The sequence below is a fragment of the Kitasatospora sp. NPDC088861 genome, assembly GCF_044750105.1.
Classification (GTDB): Bacteria; Actinomycetota; Actinomycetes; order Streptomycetales; family Streptomycetaceae; genus Kitasatospora.
In genome coordinates this window covers 74774-95513 of sequence record NZ_JBIVJF010000002.1, presented here as the reverse complement: position 1 = coordinate 95513, position 20740 = coordinate 74774, and the positions used below count along the sequence as shown (strand labels likewise).

General features: G+C 73.8%; 15 protein-coding genes. 5 read left to right on the top strand and 10 right to left on the bottom strand.

The genetic code is table 11. From position 1 onward, the window contains the following. Nucleotides 1-65: 65 nt before the first annotated feature. From ACIP37_RS04270 to ACIP37_RS04260, 3 genes are all read right to left on the bottom strand, one after another. Nucleotides 66-2069: an amino acid transporter gene (locus ACIP37_RS04270; protein WP_363585964.1), complete on the bottom strand. Its 2004-nt coding sequence runs from the start codon at nucleotides 2067-2069 to the stop codon at nucleotides 66-68. Nucleotides 2070-2304: 235 nt separating this feature from the next. After that, nucleotides 2305-3906 (bottom strand): multicopper oxidase family protein, encoded by a 1602-nt coding sequence (locus ACIP37_RS04265; protein ID WP_400803414.1) that lies wholly within the window; start codon nucleotides 3904-3906, stop codon nucleotides 2305-2307. A 98-nt stretch (nucleotides 3907-4004) separates the two neighbouring features. Next, complete coding sequence (locus ACIP37_RS04260; protein WP_400803417.1) at nucleotides 4005-4415, bottom strand: DUF6153 family protein; 411 nt, start codon at nucleotides 4413-4415, stop codon at nucleotides 4005-4007. A gap of 199 nt (nucleotides 4416-4614) precedes the next feature. Here ACIP37_RS04260 and ACIP37_RS04255 point away from each other — a divergent pair, with 199 nt between their 5' ends. The 4 genes from ACIP37_RS04255 to ACIP37_RS04240 all read left to right on the top strand — a co-directional run bounded on the left by ACIP37_RS04255 (nucleotide 4615) and on the right by ACIP37_RS04240 (nucleotide 7822). Then, complete coding sequence (locus ACIP37_RS04255) at nucleotides 4615-5016, top strand: hypothetical protein (RefSeq protein ID WP_363585961.1); 402 nt, start codon at nucleotides 4615-4617, stop codon at nucleotides 5014-5016. 3 nt (nucleotides 5017-5019) lie between these two features. After that, the gene (locus ACIP37_RS04250; RefSeq protein ID WP_400803421.1) at nucleotides 5020-6723 is read left to right on the top strand and encodes an alpha/beta hydrolase; all 1704 of its coding nucleotides are present in this window, start codon (nucleotides 5020-5022) and stop codon (nucleotides 6721-6723) included. Further along, nucleotides 6720-7247: a hypothetical protein gene (locus ACIP37_RS04245; RefSeq protein WP_363585959.1), complete on the top strand. Its 528-nt coding sequence runs from the start codon at nucleotides 6720-6722 to the stop codon at nucleotides 7245-7247. The genes ACIP37_RS04250 and ACIP37_RS04245 overlap by 4 nt, the downstream gene beginning before the upstream one ends. A 173-nt stretch (nucleotides 7248-7420) precedes the next feature. Beyond that, on the top strand, nucleotides 7421-7822 hold the full coding sequence (locus tag ACIP37_RS04240) for a YccF domain-containing protein (protein ID WP_063346584.1): 402 nt from the start codon (nucleotides 7421-7423) through the stop codon (nucleotides 7820-7822). Between the two features lie 136 nt (nucleotides 7823-7958). Here ACIP37_RS04240 and ACIP37_RS04235 read toward each other — a convergent pair whose 3' ends face one another. The 7 genes from ACIP37_RS04235 to ACIP37_RS04205 all read right to left on the bottom strand — a co-directional run bounded on the left by ACIP37_RS04235 (nucleotide 7959) and on the right by ACIP37_RS04205 (nucleotide 18540). After that, nucleotides 7959-9590, bottom strand: a complete 1632-nt coding sequence (locus ACIP37_RS04235; protein WP_400843264.1) for an AMP-binding protein — start codon at nucleotides 9588-9590, stop codon at nucleotides 7959-7961. Between the two features lie 139 nt (nucleotides 9591-9729). Beyond that, entirely contained in the window at nucleotides 9730-9969 is a 240-nt protein-coding gene (locus tag ACIP37_RS04230; protein ID WP_363585957.1) for a chaplin, read from the bottom strand. A gap of 92 nt (nucleotides 9970-10061) precedes the next feature. Continuing rightward, entirely contained in the window at nucleotides 10062-10472 is a 411-nt protein-coding gene (locus ACIP37_RS04225; protein WP_400843261.1) for a hypothetical protein, read from the bottom strand. Then, a complete protein-coding gene (locus ACIP37_RS04220; RefSeq protein ID WP_400843258.1) occupies nucleotides 10469-13036 on the bottom strand; it encodes an Hsp70 family protein in 2568 nt (855 codons plus the stop codon). The genes ACIP37_RS04225 and ACIP37_RS04220 overlap by 4 nt, the downstream gene beginning before the upstream one ends. A 31-nt stretch (nucleotides 13037-13067) precedes the next feature. Further along, nucleotides 13068-13847, bottom strand: coding sequence for a nucleotide exchange factor GrpE (locus ACIP37_RS04215; protein WP_400843256.1), 780 nt, complete (start codon nucleotides 13845-13847; stop codon nucleotides 13068-13070). After that, nucleotides 13844-14269, bottom strand: a complete 426-nt coding sequence (locus ACIP37_RS04210; RefSeq protein ID WP_350883251.1) for a hypothetical protein — start codon at nucleotides 14267-14269, stop codon at nucleotides 13844-13846. Before ACIP37_RS04210 ends, ACIP37_RS04215 begins: the two co-directional genes overlap by 4 nt. Nucleotides 14270-14397: 128 nt before the next feature. Next, entirely contained in the window at nucleotides 14398-18540 is a 4143-nt protein-coding gene (locus tag ACIP37_RS04205) for a hypothetical protein (protein ID WP_400843253.1), read from the bottom strand. 242 nt (nucleotides 18541-18782) lie between these two features. On the opposite strand from ACIP37_RS04205, the gene ACIP37_RS04200 reads away from it, so the two are divergent. Next, nucleotides 18783-20573, top strand: coding sequence for a protein kinase domain-containing protein (locus ACIP37_RS04200; protein WP_363585952.1), 1791 nt, complete (start codon nucleotides 18783-18785; stop codon nucleotides 20571-20573). Nucleotides 20574-20740 lie beyond the last annotated feature (167 nt).

Genomic DNA, 20740 nt, shown 5'->3' with positions numbered 1-20740 from the left:
GCACAGCAGTCGGCCCGCCCGGTCGCACAGGACCGGGCGGGCCGACGACGTCGTGCGGCGGAGCGTCAGCCGACGTGGACGCGCGGGCGGCGGCTGCGGTCGGGTTCGGCCTCGCGCAGCACCTCGCGGGTGACCGGGGCCACCTCGCCCTGGCCGAACAGGAAGAACCGCAGGAACTGGGCGAAGGGGTTGCCCTCGGTCCACTCGAAGTAGAGGTGCGGCTGCTGCCCGGTGCGGTCCCGGATGGTGAGGGCCAGCGCGGCGATCGCGTTCGGGATGCTGGAGCTCTCCAGTGTCAGCACCCGGTAGCGGCCGTGCAGCACCTCGCCGCGCACGGTCAGCTCGGTCTCGAAGTCGGAGGCGTCCCGGACGGTCACCTCGACGAAGACCAGGTCGTCCTCACCGGGGATGTCGTTGTCGGCGCGGATCTGGCGGATCTTGTCGCGGTACTCGGCGACGTCGCGGCGGGTCGGCTCGTTGGCGATCAGCCGCAGCGGGCGGTGCGCGTAGTCCCTGACGAAACGTTCCGCCACGTCGTCCAGTAGCACGTCGGTGACGCGCAACTCGAAGGCGCGGCGCAGCCGGGAGAGCAGCGAGACCAGGATGATGCCGGCGATGAAGCAGGCGCCGATCTTCAGACCGTCCGGCCGCTCCAGGCAGTTCAGCACGGTGGTGTACAGGAAGATCGCCGCGATGATCGCGAAGGCGGTGGTCCAGCCCCGCTGCTTCGCCTTGTACGCGGCGATGGTGACGGCGATGGCCGCCGAACTGATCAGCACCAGCACACCGGTCGCGTACGCGCCGCCCTGGGCGTCCACGTCGGCGTCGAACAGCCAGGTGACCAGGAAGCCGATCAGGGTCAGCACGATCACCATCGGCCGCACCGCACGCGCCCAGTGCGGGGCCATGCCGTAGCGGGGCAGGTAGCGCGGCAGCAGGTTGAGCATGCCCGCCATGGCGGAGGCGCCGGCGAACCAGAGGATGGCGATGGTGGACAGGTCGTAGACGCTGCCGAAGGTGCCGCCCAGGTACTCGTGGGCCAGGTAGGCGAGGGCGCGGCCGTTCGCGTCGCCGCCGGGCTTGAACTGGTCGGCCGGGATCAGCAGGGTGGTGATGAAGCTGGTGGTGATCAGGAAGCAGCTCATGATCACGGCGGCCGTGGTGAGCAGCTTGCGGGTGCCGCGGATCCGGCCGGTGGGCTTCTCCTCGGTGTCGTCCGGGTCGCCCTCGATGTGCGGCATCACGGCGACGCCGGTCTCGAAGCCGGACAGGCCGAGCGCCAGCTTCGGGAAGACCACCAGCGCCACGCCCACCATGATCACCGGGTTGCCGTGCTGGGCGGTCAGCGCACTGGTCCAGTCCGTGACCACGTGCGGCGCCTCGATGATCTTCCAGATGCCGACGGCCACCACGACCACGTTCAGCGCCAGGTAGACCCCGACCAGGGCCACCGCCAGGCCGATCGCCTCGCTGAAGCCCTTCAGGAACACCGCGCCGAGCAGCGCGACCAGGATCAGCGTGATCAGCACCTGCTTGCCGCCGAGGACGCTGGTCAGGTGCGGGTTCTCCACCAGGTGCGCGCTCGCGTCGGCGGCCGACAGGGTGATCGTGATGAGGAAGTCCGTCGCCGCGAAACCGAGCAGCGCCAGGACGAACAGTTTGCCCTTCCAGAACGACAACAGCCGCTCCAGCATGGCGATCGAGCCCTCACCCCGCGGGCTCTCCTGCGCGACCCGCCGGTAGACCGGCAGCGCGCCCAGCAGGGTGACGACCACCAGCACGATCGTCGCGATCGGCGACAGCACGCCCGCCGCCAGGGCGGCGATGCCCGGCTGGTAGCCGAGCGTGGAGAAGTAGTCCAGGCCGGTCAGGCACATCACCCGCCACCAGCGCCGGCCCTTGTGCGCGCCGGAGTCCCCCGCCTGCGCGCCGCCCTGCGAACCGTCCTGACCGGCCTGCCCGGTGGCCGGCTTGTCCGCCGACACGCCCTCCAGCAGCCAGCCCCGCAACCGTATTCGCGCCGACGACGGTTCCGCCGTCGCCGCCTCCGTCGAACCCGACGAAACCACCTTGCACCTCTTGTTAAAGACCCCGTAAAAGCGCCGTCGGGCGACGGCAGTGCGACAGGCTATGCGACCGGCGTTAAGGACGCGTCATCGCCCCGCGTTAAGAAAGCGTCATTGCTCCGCAGGTCGCGGCGGGTGGTGCGGCCGGTGACAGTGCGCCCGCGACGGGGCTCCGACCGGCGGCACGCGGCGTCGGGGCAGGGCCGCTCCCCCGCCCCGACGCCGCGTGCCGCGAAGGTCAGGCCCGGTAACCGAGGACGGTCATCATGCCCGTCTCCGCGTGGTAGACGTTGTGGCAGTGCACCATCCACAGGCCCGGATTGTCGGCGTCGAAGTCGACGGCGAGCGTCGCGCCCGGCAGCACGATCGCGGTGTCCTTGCGGGGCCCGTCACCGGGCAGCGCGAAGGTGTGGCCGTGCAGGTGGACGGGGTGCCACATGCTCGTGGTGTTGCGGAACTCCAGCCGCACCCGCTCCCCCGCCGCCACCGGGTAACGCTGCGCCGGGTCGTACCGGCGGCCGTTGAACGCCCAGTCGGCCTTCGCCATGCCGCCGGTGAGCTCCAGCCGCACCGTCCGGTCCGGCGCCCTGGCGGGCAGTCGCACGCTCGGGTCGGCCTTGAGCTGTGCCGCGCCGAGCAGCCTGCCGTCCAGCTCCGCCGGGCGCACCGAGGCGTCCGGCGCGGCGCCGCCGCCGGTGCGCAGCAGGGCGAGTGCGGCGGCGTTCTTGCCCTCGGCGAGCGCGGTCAGCGGGAAAACGCCGTCCTGGACGGTCACCAGCACGTCGTAGCGCTCGCCCATGCCGAGCAGCAGCGCCTGGGTGGTGGCCGGCTCGACCGGGAAGCCGTCGGTGTGGGTGACGGTCAACTCGTGGCCGCCCAGCGCGACCCGGTAGGCGGTGTCGCCGCCCGCGTTGATCAGCCGGATCCGGACCCGGTCGCCGGGCTTGGCGGTGAAGGTCTCGGGCGCGCCGGCGAGCCGGCCGTTGACCAGGTGGAACGGGTGGCCGACATCGCCCGCGTCACCGCCGAGCAGCGCGCTGCGGGCACCCATCAGCATCCGGGACGGGCCGGCGGCGGGCGGGGCGGTGCTCGGGGCGCCGGTTGGAGTGCCGCCCATGGCTGCCATGTCGTGGCCGCCCATCGCCGGGTGGTCCATCCCCGCGCGGTCCATCCCGCCCATGCCCCGGGCGAGTTCGGCGAGCACGGCGTCCGGGGTGCTGCCGTCGACCCCGTCCACCCAGTCGTCCAGGACGACGACCCACTCCTGGTCGTAGCGCAGCGGCTCCCTCGGGTCCTCGACGATCAGCGGCGCGTACAGGCCGCGGTCCTGCTGGACGCCGGAGTGCGGGTGGAACCAGTACGTCCCCGGGTGGGCGAGCGCGAAGCGGTACTCGAAGCCGGCGCCCGCCCGCACCGCGTCCTGGGTGAGCCCGGGTACGCCGTCCATGTCGTTGCGCAGCGCGAGGCCGTGCCAGTGCAACGAGGTGGGCTGCGGAAGGTGGTTGGCGAGACTGACGGCGAGCGTCTCGCCGACCGTGGCGCGCACCGCCCGGCCGGGCAGGCGGTCGCCGTACGCCCAGCTGCGGACGGTGCGTCCGCCCAGGTCGAGCGTCGTCTCGGTGGCGGTGAGCGCGACCTTGCGCTCCGGCCCGGGCCCGCGCCGCGCCTCGGCGGCGGCGACCTCGGGGCCGCCGGGGGCGACGAAGCCGCCCGGGGTGGTGGGGGCGGCGCCCCCATGGTCCATGCCCTTCATCGGATCGGCGGAACAGGCGGCGAGCAGACCGGTGCCGGCGGCGGCGAGCGCCGCGCCGAGCACGGTACGACGGGTGGGTGTGCGCATGACGGAGTGCACCTCGTGCGGTGGGTGTGGGTGAGCAGGACGTCGCGACGGCCGTCCCGCCCGCGCCGGAGCGCGGACCCGGGGCGGCCGGCGTACGCCTACTGACGCAGCACCGACAACCGGGCGAGGAGGATCCGCCCGCCTCCGGGCGGCGGCAACGCGCGAACGGCCCGCAGCAGCCGGGCCCTCACCTCGGCGGCGGCGTCACCGCCGTGCCGCAGCAGGGGGCCGGCGGCGAGGAGCAGCAACGTCCAGCCGGCGAGCACGGCCAGACACGCCGTCATCGGATCCATGCCGTCGGCCGCCGCGGTGTGCACCGTCTCCCCGGCGCCCGCCGGGTGACCGGCGCTCACGGCGTGCCGCGTCGGCCCGTGGTCCGTCCCGTGCTCCACCCCGTGCCCGCCGGCGGCCGGATGGCCGAGCGTGTGCATCGTCACGATGCCGAGCAGGAGCGCCGCGAGGAGCAGCAGGCGCAGGGCCCGGGGGACGGTCGGACGCGGCTCCGCCATCGTCCACCTCCCGACCGACCTCGCCACCAGTTACCCCCGCAGGGTATCCCGAGCCGCGCCCACCAGCCGAGCCGGGGCAGGTCGCCCGGCCCATGCCCTCCCCACCGCCGGAAGATCGATCCGTTAGCATCCGTCAGCAGTTTGTCGACACGGACCCGGGCGGCGCGCCGGCCCGGGAGCTCATCAGCGGGGGAAAGACATGGCAGGTCCTGATCTGGCCTTGGAGTTCAAGGTCAACCCAGCCGAACTGGACGGCTGCGGACAGAGCGCTCAGCACATCGGCGGTCTCATACCGGGCGAGACCTCGAAGATCACCGATCCGTGCAACCAGGCCGCCGGGGGCCTGAAGGGCTGGCTCACCGCCGCCGCCATCCAGAACTGCGGCACGAACTGGAAGACGCTGCTGGACAAGCTCGGCGGCGACATGGGCGACGTCGGCACCAAGCTCGCCACGTCGGCCGCCTACTACCGCCAGGTCGAGAAGGACATCCACGGGAGCATGCGGAACCCGGCCGCACCGGTCCCCGACGAACCGGACCCCTTCAGCACGACCTTCGTCCCGGGCCCCGTGAAGCCCGCCGGCGCGAAGGCGGCCGAGTAGGCGATGGACATCAAGACCCTCCACGACGCCGACCTCATCAACCTCACCACCGCGAAGACCGCCTTCGACACCCTGGCCACCGCCTTCGGCCAGCACGTGGAGAACTGGCAGCACGAGGTCGTCGACCGGCTGAACCACTCGCAGTGGACCGGGAACGCCGCCGGTCACGCCCAGGCCCGGATCCAGCTCCTGGAGAACGAACTCCAGGCCGCCCAACAGGAGATCGGCCTCGTCAGCAGGGCCTTGCACGACGCGGCCGAGGGCTTCGCCGCCGCCCAGGCGCACCTGATCAACGCCCTCGACGACGCCAAGACCCACAAGCTGACCGTCGCCGCCGACGGCGGGATCACCTGGGACAACGACCCCGGATCCGCCGCCTTCGCCGGCACCGACGCCGAGTCGCAGGCCCAGCAGATCAGCAGCCGGATCACGGCCGCGCTCACCGAAGCCGCCCACGCGGACCAGACGATCAGCGCCCGGCTCGCCCACCTGGCCGACAACGCGAGCGACGGCACCGGGCTCGACGCCGCCACGGCGAAGACCGACCTGGCCGCCGCGAACGCGCTCGAACAGGTCCCCGCCGCCGGCACCGACCCGAACAGCGTCAAGGGCTGGTGGAACGGCCTGACCGACGAGCAGCAGCACCGGATGATCCTCAACCACCCCGATCAGGTCGGCGCCCTCGACGGCGTCCCCGCGCTCGCCCGGGACCAGGCCAACCGGATCAACCTCCAGCGCGGCAAACAGGACCTCCAACACCAGCTCGACAGCCTCGGCCCGGAGCCGAAGCACTACCTGTCCGTCGCCGAGACCAACGGCGGGCCCGTCCAGAACCCCGACTACACGGAGTGGAAGCAGAAGCGCGACGACCTCGAAGACAAGCTGAAGGGCGTGACGGCCATCGAGAACCGGCTGAACACCCCGGTCAACGCCGAACACCCGCCCACCTTCCTGCTGGGCTTCGACACCAACGGCAAGGGCCACGCGATCATCGCGGCCAACAACCCCGACACCGCCGACAACGTCTCCACGTACGTACCCGGCACCGGCGCCCGGCTCGGCAGCATCGGCAGTGACATCAACCGCTCCGATCTGATGGTCCAGTCGGCCAACACCGCCGACAAGAACTCGAAGACCACCTCGTCGATCACCTGGGTCGGCTACGACGCGCCGCAGACGATCATCCCCGAGGCCGCGGACGACAAGTACGCGAAGAACGCGGAGGACAAGCTGCACACCTTCGAGACGGGACTCCACGCCACGCACGAGGGGAAGCTGTCGAACAACACCATCCTCGCCCACAGCTACGGCACCACGACCGTGGGCTACGCCATGCGCGACAAGGGCCTTCCCGTCGACAACGTCGTCCTCATCGCCAGCCCCGGCTGCGGCGTCGAAAACGCCAAGGACCTGAACATCGACCCGTCCCGCGTGTACGTGGCGCAGAGCCCGGCCGACGCGATCGGCTGGGCCGCCGCCACCGACCCCGGCGGGATGACGGACAACATCGTCGACAACGTCGCCGGCTCGTGGGGCCTGGGCGACGGTGACCACCACCTGATCCACGGCCGACAGACCACCGTCCCCCAGTTCGGCGCGCAGATCCTGCCCACCGACCCCAAGGCGGGGCACTCGGACTACTGGAACGAGAATTCGCCCACCCTGACCTCCATGGGGGAGATCATCGCCGGAAAGCGGGCCTCATGAGCACCACCGAGCACACCCCGCTGATCAAACGGGTCACCGCCACCGCCGTACTGGCGGTCGCCGTACTGGCCCTGAACGCCTGCGGCGTGCAGACCTTGAACGAGCGGTCGAAGTCCACGATCACACTCGACCAGGCCAAGAAGCAGATCGACACCTATCTCGCCGACACCCTGGCCAAGCTGCCGGTCAAGCCGACGGCGAGCTCGGGCGATTTCTTCGACATGGAATGCGACGCCAACGACATCGGCCCGCACGGCAGGAAGCAGACCCATCGGGGATACGACTTCGAGGATCTCCCCCTGTCCGGCAGGACGGAGGTCGCGGACGCCTTCCGCGTCTACCTGACGGGACAAGGCTTTCAGCCGGTCGAGGACCCGCCCGGCTTCCATCCCGGCTGGGTGAAGCTGAAGAACCCCAAGGACAACTTCCTCGCCGTCCTGGACGGCGCCACGGACTCGAGCCGCCTTCTCAAGCTGACCGTCAGCTCCCCCTGCGTCTGGCCCGACGGCACCCCGCCGGCCTGATCCGAGCCGCCACACCGGGGCCGCACCCTCCGGAGGGTGCGGCCCCGGCACGTCCGCCCGCGCCGACCCCGGAACAAACCCCGAGGAACGTCCCCTAAGGGCGTAGACGCGCCCGGGGGCGGGCATGGCTGGATCGTGGAACCCCGAGCAGCAGCCGTGAGAAGGTGTCGGCCATGAAGGTGATCGAGTTCGTCCTCAATGTCATTTGGCTGATCTTCTGCGGTATCTGGATGGCTATTGCCTATACCGTCGCCGGAATCATCTGCTGCGTGCTGATCGTGACCATCCCGTTCGGCGTCGCGTCCTTCCGGATCGCCGGGTTCATCCTCTGGCCGTTCGGGCGGACGACCGTGGAGAAGCCGGGTGCCGGGGCGGCGTCCTGCGTCGGGAACGTCATCTGGCTGATCTTCGCGGGCTGGTGGCTGGCGATCGCGCACCTGGTGACCAGCATCCCGCTGTTCCTGTCGATCATCGGCATCCCGTTCGGCTGGGCGAACCTCAAGATGATCCCGATCTCCCTCATGCCGCTCGGCCGCGAGGTCGTCCCCACCGACCAGGCCTGGGGCGCCCGGTAACCGCAGGAGAAGCAGCCGCAGGACGAACGGCCCCGGGCCGGCGGAAGAACCGCGGCCCGGGGCCGTTCGGCGTGTACGGGCGGGCTCGGACCGGGCGGCGGTGGGGCGGCGGCCCGTCGACCGGTTGCGGGTCGGGTCAGAGGCCGAGCAGGCGCACGGCCTCCGCGCGCATCTCGACCTTGCGGACCTTCCCGGTGACGGTCATCGGGAACTCCTCGACCACGTGCACGTACCGCGGGATCTTGACGTGGGCGAGCCGGCCGGCGCAGTAGGTGCGGACGGTGTCGGCGGTGAGCGGCTCGGCGCCCGCGCGCATGCGGATCCACGCCATCAGCTCCTCGCCGTACCTGGCGTCGGGCACGCCGACGACCTGGACGTCGAGGACGTCGGGGTGGGTGTACAGGAACTCCTCGATCTCGCGCGGGTACAGGTTCTCGCCGCCGCGGATCACCATGTCCTTGATCCGGCCGGTGATGGCGAGGTAGCCGTCCTGGTCCATGACGGCGAGGTCGCCGGTGTGCATCCAGCGGGCGGCGTCGACGGCCTCGGCGGTGCGCTCGGGCTCGCCCCAGTAGCCGAGCATGACGGAGTAGCCGCGGGTGCAGAGTTCACCGGGCTCGCCGCGCGGGACGGTCCGGCCGGTGGCCGGGTCGACGACCTTGACCTCCAGGTGCGGGCCGACCCGGCCGACGGTGGAGACCCGGCGGTCGACCGTGTCGTCGGCGCGGGTCTGGGTGGAGACGGGCGAGGTCTCGGTCATGCCGTAGCAGATGGCGACCTCGGCCATGCCCATCCGGCCGATGACGTCCTTCATCACCTCGGCCGGGCAGGGGGAGCCCGCCATGATGCCGGTGCGCAGGCTGGCGAGGTCGTGGCGCGCGAAGTCCGGGTCGGCGAGTTCGGCGATGAACATGGTGGGCACCCCGTACAGCGAGGTGCAGCGCTCGGCGGCGACGGCGGCCAGGGTGGCGCCCGGGTCGAAGGAGGGTGCGGGGATCACCGTGCAGGCGCCGTGGGAGATGGCCGCGAGGTTCGCCATCACCATGCCGAAGCAGTGGTAGAACGGCACCGGGACGCAGATCCGGTCCTGCTCGGTGTAGTTGAGCAGTTCGCCGACGAAGTAGCCGTTGTTGAGGATGTTGTGGTGCGACAGGGTCGCGCCCTTGGGGGAGCCGGTGGTCCCGGAGGTGTACTGGATGTTGATCGGGTCGTCCGGCGCCAACTCCCGCTGCCGCCGCGCGAGAAGGCCGGGGTCGGCGCGGCGCCCGGCGGCGAGCAGGGCGTCCCAGTCGGGGCCGCCGATCAGCACCCTGCTCTCCAACTCGGGGCACCGGGGCCGCACTTCCTCGATCATTCCGGCGTAGTCGGAGGCCTTGAAGCGCTCGGCCGCGACCAGCAGGCGGATCCCGGCCTGGTTCAGCACGTACGCCAACTCGTGCGAGCGGTAGGCCGGGTTGATGGTGACCAGGATCGCGCCGAGCTTGGCGGTGGCGTACTGGGTGAGCGTCCACTCGGCGCAGTTGGGCGCCCAGATGCCGACCCGGTCGCCCTTGGCGATGCCGAGGTCGAGCAGGCCCAGGGCCAACGCGTCGACGTCGGCGGCGAGTTCGGCGTACGTCCAGCGGCGGGCGGTGGCCCGGTCGATCAGGGCGTCCCGTTCGGGGAAGGCGCGCACCGCGCGGTCGAGGTTCTCCCCGATGGTGTCGCCGAGCAGCGGCACGTCCGAGGTGCCGGAGGCGTAGCTGCGCGGGGTCGGCGTGGTCGGCACGTTCTGGCTCCTGGGTGGGCGCGTGCGGGTCGGACCCCATGGTCTCCACCGCGTGCCCCGCGCCGCCACCCCCGAACGGGGGTGCGGACACGATGCTGGGGCCGCCCGTCGGGTGCGACGGACGGCCCCAGCAGTCGGGTCAGGCGTTGACGCAGGTGTTGCCGAAGGCCGGGTTGAGGATGCTGATGATGCCGATCGAGTTGCCGCAGACGTTGGCCTCGAGGTTGATCGGGATCTGGATCTGGTTGCCGGAGAGCACACCGGGGGAACCGAACGCGACACCGTTCGCGGTGGCGTCGCCCGCGGCGGCGGTGCCGGCACCGGCCAGGACGGCCACGGCGGCGAGTGCGGTGGCGGCGAGGGTGGTACGAATACGCATTGCGTCACTCCTTGTGAGGGCAGCGAACATCCATGTGACGAACACACTCGCACCGATCGAACTCGATGGCAGGCCGGGAACGGCCGAATTGGTCACTCAGAGGGCGTGTCGTCCTCCCGCTCCCCCGACTCCGGCCCCGCGGACCCGGACGCGCTCACCCATTCCAGCAGGTCCCGGGCCGGTTCGAGCCCCGGTTCGGCCGCCACCGCGCGGTGCAGCAGTCCGAGCGCGAACGCCCCGTCGCCGGCCGCCAGCACCGCCAGCGCCCGGTTGTAGTCGATCCGAGCGGCGTAACGCAGCCGGAACAGCACGCCGAGATCCTCCCGGCAGGACGGACAGCGCAGGCCCTGCGGGTCCGCCGGGACGGCGCACTGCGGGCAGAGCACCTCGATCGGCGGAACGTCGGCAGCCCGCCCGCCGATCGGGTGCACGTCGGCCGGGGACAGCTCGGACCGGTACACCTCGGACGGAGGTACCTCGGACGGAGTCACGTCGGAGTTCATCGCGGACCGGCCTCCTCCGGGCGGACCGGGCCGAGCGACTCCGCGAGCGGCTCGCTGCCCAGCTCCCGCTGCGCCTGCGCGTACAGCGCCAGCAGCGCCGAGCTGTGCTGGTTGGCGGCCTCCATGTTGGCCGACTCCACCGCCTCGTCCAGCCCGCGCAACTCGGCCATGATCCGCTGGGCCAGCGCCGGCGAGACCATGTTCTGGTTGACGTAGACGTTGCACATGGTGAGCATCCGGAAGGTGTGCCCGAGCGAGTCGCACAGCTCGTCGGCCCGCTGGGCGGCGCGCATGGCGCCCTCCCAGTCGGCCGCCTCGCGGCGCAGCCGCAGGTCGGCGGCCACCGACCGCAGCCGGTCGAGGTCGCTCGGGTCGAGGTGCTTCTCGCAGTAGTGGATGAACAGGCTGAGGTACGCCTCCGAGCCGCGCACCCAGCGCTGGGCCTTCAGCTGGCGCTGGGCCCGCTCCAGCGCCTCGTCCACCGACTGGCCGCGGGTCTGGCCGGCGGCCAGGTCGTCCAGGCTGTCCATGAGGCGCTGCGCCTCGCGCATCTCGGCCTCGGTGAGCTCGCCGCCCCAGCGGTCGGTGAAGGTCTCGATCTGCCGCTGCTGCTCCTCGACCTGGACCTTGAGCTCGGGGTCGAGGGTGACGCGCTCCAGCTTGACGGTCTTCTCGCCGCCGCCCTGGATCCGCACCGACAGGGTGATGGTGCGGTCCCGGTCGAGACCGAAGGACACCTCCACCGGGGTGCGGCCGCCGAGCCCGGCGGGCAGCCGCAGGGTCAGGTGGCCGATCAGCTCGTTCTGCTGGGCGATCTCGTGCTCGCCCTCGTAGACCGCGATCTCCAGCCGCTGGCGGCCGCTGCCGGAGACCACGAACTCGCGGCTGACCGGCGAACTGGTCGGGTAGCTGGTGTTCTTGGGGATGATGACGGCCAGTCGGCCGTCGTTGAGCTCGATGCCGAGGTTCTTCGGGGTGATGTCGAACGGGTTGGTGACCTGCATCAGCTCGCCGCAGCCCTGGCAGGCCTCGCTGCCGGGCGGGTTGACCACGCCGCAGGCCGCGCAGCGCAGGCCGACGTCCTCGGCGGCGGTCGAGGCGACCCTGGTCTGCCCGGGTGCGGCGGAGTTGAGTGCCTCGCCGCACAGTTCGCAGGCGGTGACGCCGGGGGCGGCGGGTGTGCCGCAGCGCGGGCAGTTGTCGCTGCGCACGGCGGTGGCCGCCTGGGACTGCGCCGGGATGGCCGCGCCGGCGGCCGAACCTCCCAGCTCCTGGCCGCACTTGGGGCAGGCTCCGGCCTCGGCGTCGACCGGGAGGTGGCAGCCGGTGCAGGAGACCCGGGGCCCGCCGAGCAGCGTGGTGGCGCAGTTGGCGCAGTTGGAGGCGGAGAGGTCGCCGGGGGCCCGGCACTCGGGGCACTCCACCTCGCCGACCAGCGCGGACTGCACGGCCGCGCCGAGCGCCACGCACTGCATCGGGTTGACGCCGCGCCGGATCCGGCGCGGCCCGAAGACCTCGCCGAGCCGCCGGGCCACCAGCGGGATCGCGGTGGAGCCGCCGACCAGCACCACCTCGTCGATGTCCCCGACGGTGAGGTTGGCCTGCATGATGGCCTTGTGGGTCAGCTCGATGGTGCGTTCGATCTGGGCCTCGATCAGCTCCTCGAAGCGGGCCCGCTCGAACTCCGTCTCCAGCACCAGCTGGCCGGCGCCGAGGCCGGGCAGGATCACCTCGGAGGCCTCCTGGTGGGAGAGCTCGATCTTGATGGTCTCGGCCGTGGAGGCGATCTTGGGGCGGTCCCGCAGGTCCGGCTGGTAGTCCGCGCCGTACTCCTCGCGGATGTCCTCCAGCAGTGCGGTGGTGATGGCCCGGTCGAAGTCGTCGCCGCCGAGCAGGTTGTCGCCCTCGATGCCGAGCACCGAGACCGAGCCGGGGACCAGCAGCAGGATGGAGATGTCGAAGGTGCCGCCGCCGAGGTCGTAGACCAGGACGGTCCGGCCCTCGTCGCCGGCCTCGGAGGTGATCCCGTAGGCGAGCGCGGCGGCGGTCGGCTCGTTGATGATCCGCAGCACGTGCAGGCCGGCCATCCGGCCCGCCTCCTGGGTGGCGGCGACCTGCCGTTCGCCGAAGTACGCGGGGACGGTGATGACGGCCCGGTGGAAGGGCTCGCCGAAGCGCTGCTCGGCGTCCTCCTTGAGGCGGTGCAGGATGATCGCGGAGATCTCGATCGGGGTGTAGGAGCGGCCGTTGAACCAGACGTTGACGTCGCCGTCGGTGCCTGCCGTGACCTTGTAGTCGACCTCCTTGAGGGCGGCCTGGACCTGCGGGTCCTTGAACTTGCGGCCCATGAAGCGCTTGACCGAGCGGATCACGTTGGCGCCGTCGATGGCGACCCGGCTGCGCGCCGTGGAGCCGACCAGCAGTTCGCCCTTGCGGCCGCTGCCGACCACGGAGGGCGTGGCCTCCTGGTTCTGCCGGTTGAAGATGATCTCCGGCTCGCCCCGGCGCAGGTGGGCCACCACCGAGTTGGTGGTGCCCAGGTCGATGCCGAGTGTGCGGTACATGTCGTTCCCCTCTTGCCCCTCGTGGTCCTGGCTACTTCTTCCGCTTGCGCCGGCCGCCCGCGGCCGTTCCCTTCCGGCGGGCCCGGGGCGGGGCCGCCGTGGCCCGGGCGGCGGGGTTCACCGGCGCGACGGCGGGTTCGGTGCCGCCGTCCTCCAGCTCGGTGTCCGCACCCTCGGCTTCCGTGGGCCCGGGGTCCGCAGGTTCGGGATCCGCCGGTGCGGGATCCTCGGTGGGCCCGGCCTCCTCGGCCTCGGCCTGCTCCGGTGCGGGCTCCAGGGCCCGCTCGACGTCCTCCGCGAGGACCGGCTCCCCCACCGGGGCGGGCTCGGGCACCGCGGCGACGACGACCTGGGCGCGGCGCAGCACCTCCTCCTCCCAGAAGAACCCGGTGACCACCGTCCGGACGACCGTCTCCGGCGCCACTCCGGGACGCGGCTCGGTGCCGACGATCTCGGTCAGCGCCGGGTCCGCCGCCAGCCCCTCCAGCCGCATCGGGCGCACCCCGGCCTTGGCGAGGCGGCCGAGCAGCCGCCGGCGGGTGGCCTCGATCCCGGTGCCGCGCCCGAGCAGCACCAGCTCCCGGTCCAGGCCGAGCGCGGCGAGGGCGTCGTCCACCTCGACCAGGATGCCCAGCAGGTCCCGCTGGGTGGCCCGGGCGGTCTGCGCCTCCTCGGCCCGCAGGCGCTGCAGGAGGGAGGCCCGGTACAGCAGTTGGCTGAACGCCTGGTCGAGGTCGACCTCCAGGGCGCGCTGCGGGACGTCCAGCGTCCGGTGGCCGGCGGGCGCGGGAGCGGTCGGCGTGTCGGTCATTCGGGTACCTCGATCTGCGGCAGCACGGACAGGTCGGCCGCGTAGCGGGCGGGGACGGGCGGTTCGGGGTCGGCGCCGCCGGGGGCGGGTTCGGCGAAGTCGGCCGCCGCCTCGGCCCGGTGCAGCACCAGGAGGGCGGCGGCGGGCGGCAGCGGCGGGCGTTCGACGACCAGCAGCGGTTCGGCGAGGGCGGGCGCCAACAGTTCGGCGGCCTGGTCGACCGGCTCCGGCGGCAGGGGCCGCTGGAGGTCCAGCTCCAGCCGCCGGTCGGGGTTGCGCAGCAGGGCGGCGGCGTCCTGGATCTGCTGGCGACTGTAGCGGCCGGCCTTCATCGCCGGGCCGACGGCGAGGTTGATCTCGCGCACGCCGGCCGTGAGCGCAACGCCCAGGACCTCGTACGGCGACGGTTCGTGCAGTGGCATGGCGGGCGGCTTCTCTCCTCACGGCTGACGGGGACTCATGGATCGGTTGCGGCTCAGGGATTGGCTGCGACTGCGGATCAGGAACGGGTGCATGGGCTACGACGACGACGGCGGCGCCGCGGTTGCCGTCAGCGCAGCGCGCCGATCCTCCGTTGCAGGGCGCGCAGGTCGCGGTCGTCCGGGTTGTACTCGACGGCCTTGCCGATCAGCGAGCGGGCCTCCCGGAACTGGCGCAGGTTGGCCCGGCTGACGGCGTAGGAGCTGTAGACGACGCTGAGTTCGACGTGCAGCTTGGCGACGTCCTCCGGGGTGCGGGAGAGCGCGAGCGCCTCCTCCAGCAGCCGGATCGCGTCGCGGTAGCGGTGGGCCTCGTAGTGGCCGATGGCCTCGCCGCGCCAGACGCTGACCATCAGGCGGCGGATCTCGTCCGAGTCGTCGTAGGACCGGGCCTTCTGGAGCATGGCGGCCTGGGTGGTGAACGGGCTGCCCTGGAGGTTGTCCAGCATGTGGTTGGCCAGCATCACGGCGACCCGGCGCGGGGCCTCCTCCTCGGTGTCGCCGTCCCATTCCGGGTCGGCGCGCAGGGCTTGCGCCATCCGGTCGACGGCGAGGGCGCGGTGGTCCGCGAAGGCGGCGATGCGGGAGAGGTGGCGCAGCACGAAGGCGAGGCCGAGCCGGTGGTCCGGGTCGGGGTTGAGCGCGATCAGCTCCCGCCACGCGTCGGCGGCCTCCTCCAGTTCCGCTTCGGGGGCGTCGGGGCGGCTGAGCTGGCCGGCCCGGTTTCCGAGGGCGGCCTCCAGGAAGTGGACGGCGGTCGGGTCGCCGGGGGCGAGTTCCATGCTCTTGCGCAGCAGGACCAGGGCGCGGGGGTAGTCCTTGTCCTCGTTGTTGATCTTGCGGGCCCACTGGGCGTAGGTGGCGCCGAGGTCGCCGCGCACCTCGGGGTGGTCGGGGGCCAGCGCGAGGGCCTTCTCCAGGAGTTCGGTGGCGCCCGCCTGGTCGTCGTCGCTGCTCTTGAGCAGGGCGCGGGCGGCCCGGACGCCGGACTCGGCGGCGATCGCGGGCGCGTCGGCGGGCAGGACGGCGCCGGGCACGGCCCGGGCGCGGGTGAGGCAGTCCAGGGCCTCGCGCCAGTCCTGGTTGCGGTGGTGCTCGCGGGCCTCGCTGACCAGGCTCTCGCCGAGCAGGTCCCGCCAGCCCGTTCCGCGTTCGGCCTCGGGCACCGCGTCCAGGGCGCCGACGGCGGCGGCCTGGCGGCCCTGGAGGAGCAGGTAGCGCTGCGGGCCGAGGTCGCCGAACAGGCCGAGGGCCCTGGTCAGCGGGTGCCCGTCGGGAGTTTCCGGCTGCCGCCAGGCCCGTACGGCCTCGTCGAACCCGGCTGCCCAGGCCGCGAGTTCGGGCTCCTGGCGGAGCAGCCGGTCGAGCGCGGGGCCGAGGGCGAGGCGCCGGGCGGGGCGGCCGGGCAGGGCGATCCGGACGTCCTCCTGGGCGAAGGCTTCGGCGCTGCGCGCCTCCATGCCGAGGCGCAGGGTCCAGGCGGTGACCTCGTCGCCGGTGCGGCCGGCGGCCCGGTCCAGGGCGCGCAGGTCCTCGCGGAGGCGGTCGGTGAGCGCGCTGCGGGCGGTGGACATCCGCTGCGGTTCGGCCGGGCGGCCGGTGATCCGGGCGGACTCCGCCCACAGGTCGGGCTGGTGCAGGGCGGCGACCAGGCAGCCGAGCGTCCAGGTCCAGATCCGCTCGTCCGGCCCGGCGCCGTCCGGGCTCTCCGGGGCTTCCGGGCCTGCCTGGAGGGAGACCGCGAGCCGGTAGCCGGCCAGGCCGAGCGCGTGCAGCAGCCGGGGGTGGGCCGGGTCCTTGAGCAGCAGGGCGTGGTAGCCGTCCCAGGCCTCGCGGTGGCGGCCCTCGACGGCGTGCTGGTGGGCCTCGTGCTCGGCGAGCAGGACGAGCGCGGCGGCGGCCTGCGGCCGGCCCTGGGCGAGGGTGAGGGCCTGGCGCAGGTCGCCGGCCGCGCGTCCGGGCTCCCCGGCGTCGAGGGCGGCGCCGGCCCGGCGGATCAGGACGGCGCCGCGCGCGGCGGCCGCGTCCGCCGGCAGGTCGGCCAACGCCTCGTCCAGTCGGCCGAGTTCGGCCCGCAGCAGGGCGAGGTCCAGCCGTACGGACGCGGCGGCGGGGCTGTCGCCGAGGGCCTGCGCCCAGGCGGCGAGGACGGGTTCGGCCTGCTCGGGCACCCCGGCCCGGCGGGCGCAGTCCAGGACGGCGCGCAGTGCGGGGCCGACGCAGCGCACGCAACGCGGCGAGGCGCCGTCGGCGGGGCGGTGCAGGTGGGCGGCGCAGACCTCCCGGCCGCAGCCGGCGCAGGTGCCGGTGGCGGGGACGGCGGCTGGGCAGACGGCGCAGTCGGCCGTCGCGGGCTGCGGCGGTTCGGGGGCCTGGCCGGCGGTCAGGAAGTGGCGGTACCAGTCCAGTGCGGCGGCCCAGTTGCCGGCCCGTTCGGCGAGCAGCGCCCGCAGCCGGGCGAGGGCCGGGTCACCGGCCGGGTCGGGGGCGAGCGGGGCGAGCAGGGCGATGGTCTGGACCGGACGGCCGGTCAGCAGGGCGGCGGCCAGGTGGTAGCGGTCGCGCGGCCCGGTGGCGGCGTCGAGCAGGGTGCCCAGCGGTTCGGTGGAGCCCCCGGCCAGGGCGAGGGCGGCGCGCAGCCGGGCCTGCCGGTGGGTGACGGAGCCGGGCAGGGTGTCGGCGAGGGCGAGGGCGGCGGCGGCCCGCTCGCGGGGTTCGGGCCGGTCGCGGCCGGTGATCAGCAGGTGCGCGGCCTCGCGCAGGGCGGCCTCGCGCAGCGCGGCCCGGTAGCCGGGGGCGGCCGGGTGGTCGGCGGCGGCCTGCTGCCAGAGCTCCCGGGCGGCCACCGGGTCGTCGGCCAGCCGGGTGCGGGCGAGCCGGTCGCGGGCCAGGGCCTGCCGTTCGCGCAGGTCCTCGTCGTGCAGCGGCTCCCAGCGGGCGAGGGCGCCGGCCGGGTCGTCGGTGCGGGCAAGGGCGAGACCGTGGTGGAAGGCGGCGATCCGGGCCCAGCGGGAGTCCGGTTCGACGTCCGCCTCGGCGCCGAGGACGGGCGCGGCCTCGGCGGCCTGCCCGGCGGCGAGCAGGGCCGCGCCGAGCCGGACCCGGGCGGGGCGCCAGTCGGGGGCGAGGCCGAGGCCGGTGCGGTAGTCGGCGGCCGCCTCGGCGGGGCGCGCGGCCCGCTCGTGCACCAGGGCGAGGCCGAACCGGGCCGGGGCGAAAGAGGGTTGGACGGTCAGGGCGGCGGTGAACTGGTCCCGGGCCTGGTCGTCGGCGCCGAGCAGCAGGGCGAGCCTGCCGAGGGCGTAGCGGGGGCGGGCGTCGCCGGGGGTCTCGGTGGCGGCGGCCGCGAGGTCGGACCAGGCTGCGTCGGTGGCGCCGAGCCGCTGCCGGGCCAGGCCCCGGAAGAGCAGGCTCTCGGTGCGCAGCGCCGGGCCGCGCCCCCACGGGGAGGGCTCGCCGGGGCCCCGGCGCAGCGCCTCGTCGAAGGCGGCGACGGCGGGTTCGTCCTGGTACAGGGTGAACAGCTGGGCGCCCCAGCGGAACCAGAGTTCGCCGCTGCCGCCGGGGGCGGCCGCGGCGAGCAGGGTCTCGGCCTCGGCGGCGCGGTCGGTGCCGCGCAGCAGGGCGGCCCGGGCCAGGACCGGCCAGTCCCGGCCGGGCAGTGCGGCCAGCGACCGGGTGGTGGCGCTCTCGCGCTGCTCGGGGGAGCCCTCGTGGCAGAGCCGTTGGAGCCAGTCCGTGGCGCGGGCGGCGGCTGCGGCCTCCTCACCGGGTTCGGCGCCGTCGGCGGTGGCCTGGAGGAAGGCGAGCAGCGGCCCGAGGTCGCCCTCGGGGGCGGATATCCGCTCCTCGGCGAGGCGGTGCAGGCTCCACCGGGGCAGTTGCCGGGCCGGGTCGGCGAGCAGCGGGAAGGCCTCACGGTGCAGGGCGAGGGTGGCCTGCTGGTCGCCGGTGGGGACGGTGGCCTCGGCCTGGCCGAGCAGGGCGAGGCCGCGTTGCGGGCGCAGTTCCTCGGGGCCGGCGGCGAGCCGTTGGGCGAGGCGCGCGTAGCGGCGACGGGCCTGCGGGGCCTTGCCGGCGGCGAGCCGTTCGGCGGCCGCGGCCAGGGCCTTGGCCACGGCCTGGGCGTCCAGGCTCCGTCGGCGGCGGGCCAGTACGACGGCTGCCGCACCGGCCAGTGCCACCACGATCAGCAGCACCGCGAGCTGCACCATGCACCGTCCCCCTGCGTCTGGAAATACGCCACTCGATGATCAACACGCGGTGTGTGATCATGACTTGACGCTGATTCGATGTTGCTCGGGCGCCCATCAGAATAGGCCCTCCACCGGACAGACGAACAGAATTGAGCACTATCCTGGGCGACGCAGCGGAAGCGGTGCGAGAACCACCGCGCGGGAACCGGCCCGAGGCCGGGTCAGGGCGAACAGGCCAACAGGGTCCAGTCGGGGGATGCGTGTCCGAGTCGCGTTGGGTGCCCGGGCTCCGGTTCGGGCCGGAGTTCGACCCCGAGCAGTACGAGCTCCTGGAATTCCACCACCGGGGCGGCGAGGCCGAGGTGTGGCGGGCGGTGCGGACCGGCCACAGCGGGCTCAAGGAACTCGTCGCCGCGAAGATCATGCTGGAGCGCGACCCCTCCGAGGTGCGGCGCTGGCTCGGCCGCTGGGACGACGTCTCGCACAACGCCCACCGCCTGGACGTGACCGACCTGGTGGTGCCCAGCTTCCTGCTCGGCCCCTCCCCGCACCGGCCCGGCGCCGCGCCCTCCGCCGGGCTGCTCGGCTACCAGATCTCCCCCTGGGTCGAGGGCGTGCCGCTGCACACCTGGGCCCGCACCCAGCGCGGCGGCCCGGCGGCGGTGGCCGAGGTGCTGGCCCGGCTCTGCCGGATCGTCGACGAACTGCACCGCAAACGCTGGGTGCACCGCGACATCTCCCCCGCCAACGTCCTGGTGGACGCCCAGAACCAGGTCAAACTGATCGACCTGACCTTCCTGGCCCCGCTCGACCACACCCTCACCGTCGCGGTGTTCACCCCCGGGCACGTCCCGCCGGAGGCCGAGCAGGTCGGCGGCTTCCCCACCACCGCCAAGGACCTGTTCGCGGTCGGCACCCTCGCCCGCACCCTGCTGCTGCCCGACCACGGCCGGCTCGACCACCGGCTCGCCGCCGAACAGGCCCGCGCCGAACTCCTGGCCGCCGGCTACGGCGAGGACCTGGCGCGCTGGGCCTGCGAACCGCTCGCCCGCGAACCGGACCGCCGCCCCTCCCCGCTCGGCCCCTGGGTGGGCCGCGGCCGCGAACTCCTGCGCTCCCGCCGGCCGGTGGCGCGCACCGCGGGCCTGGCCGTCCTGCCCGACCGGGCCGGCCGGCCGCTGCTGGTCACCGGCGGCGCCGACGGCACCGCACTGGCCGGCCCCGGACACCACGGGCAGCGCCTGCCGGCCGGCCAGGGGCCCGGCCCGGTCAGGGAGTTGCTGGCCGGCTGGGCCGGCGGCCAGGGCGAACTGGTGGTCTGCGCCGAGGACCGCGGCGGGACGCTCTGGGTCGGCACCTCGGCCGGCTGGTGGGAGGCCGCGCGCGGCGTCAGCGGACTCGCCGGGGCGGTCAACTCCGCCGGGGAGATGACGGTCTGGACGGCGGCCGGCGGCGCCCTGCGCTCCTACCGCTGGGCGCCCGGCCTCACCCTCACCGGCCAGGAGCTGCCCGGCTGCCCGGCCGACCGGGTGCTCGCCGCCCTGGAGGAGCGGGCCGGATCCTGGCTGGTCCTGGTCGAGCACCGGGAGCGGGTGCTGAGCTGGCGACCGGGCTCGGCCCAGGGCCCCGCCCCGCTGGGGCAGCCCGGCGCCCTGCGCGCCGGGGCGCTGGCCCGCACCTCCGCCGGCCCGCAGGCCGCGACGCTGCGCCCGGACGGCTCCGTCCAGCTGCACACCCTCGGCACGGCCGGCCCGGCCCCCGAGATCGGCGACGGCGAGCCCTCCCTCGGCGTCGCGATGGCCGGCCACCGGGGCGGCCCGACGGTGGCGCTGGCCGGCGCGGGCGGCGTCCGGCTGCGACTGCCGGCCGGCGGCGCCTCCCGGCGTCCGCGCTGGTGGCGGCCGACGCTGCGCCCGGCCACCCGGGTCGCGCTCGCGATGGGCGAGGACTGGCGGCTGTGCCTGGCCGCGGTGGTGGAGGGCGAGTTGCAGTGCTGGCAGGAGGACGCGGCGTACCGGTGGCAGGCGGTGGCGCTGCCCGAGCAGGGCTGAGCGGGGCTTCGCGGGGCTGAGCGGAGTGTCCGGCGACAGGCCGGGGCCCGGGATGCGCCGGGGCCCCGGAACCTGGTGCGGTTCCGGGGCGCCGGCGGCTCGGGCGGGTCCAGCAGGGTGGGCGGTTCGGCGTTCGGACGGTCGGTGTTCGGACGGTCGGCGTTCGA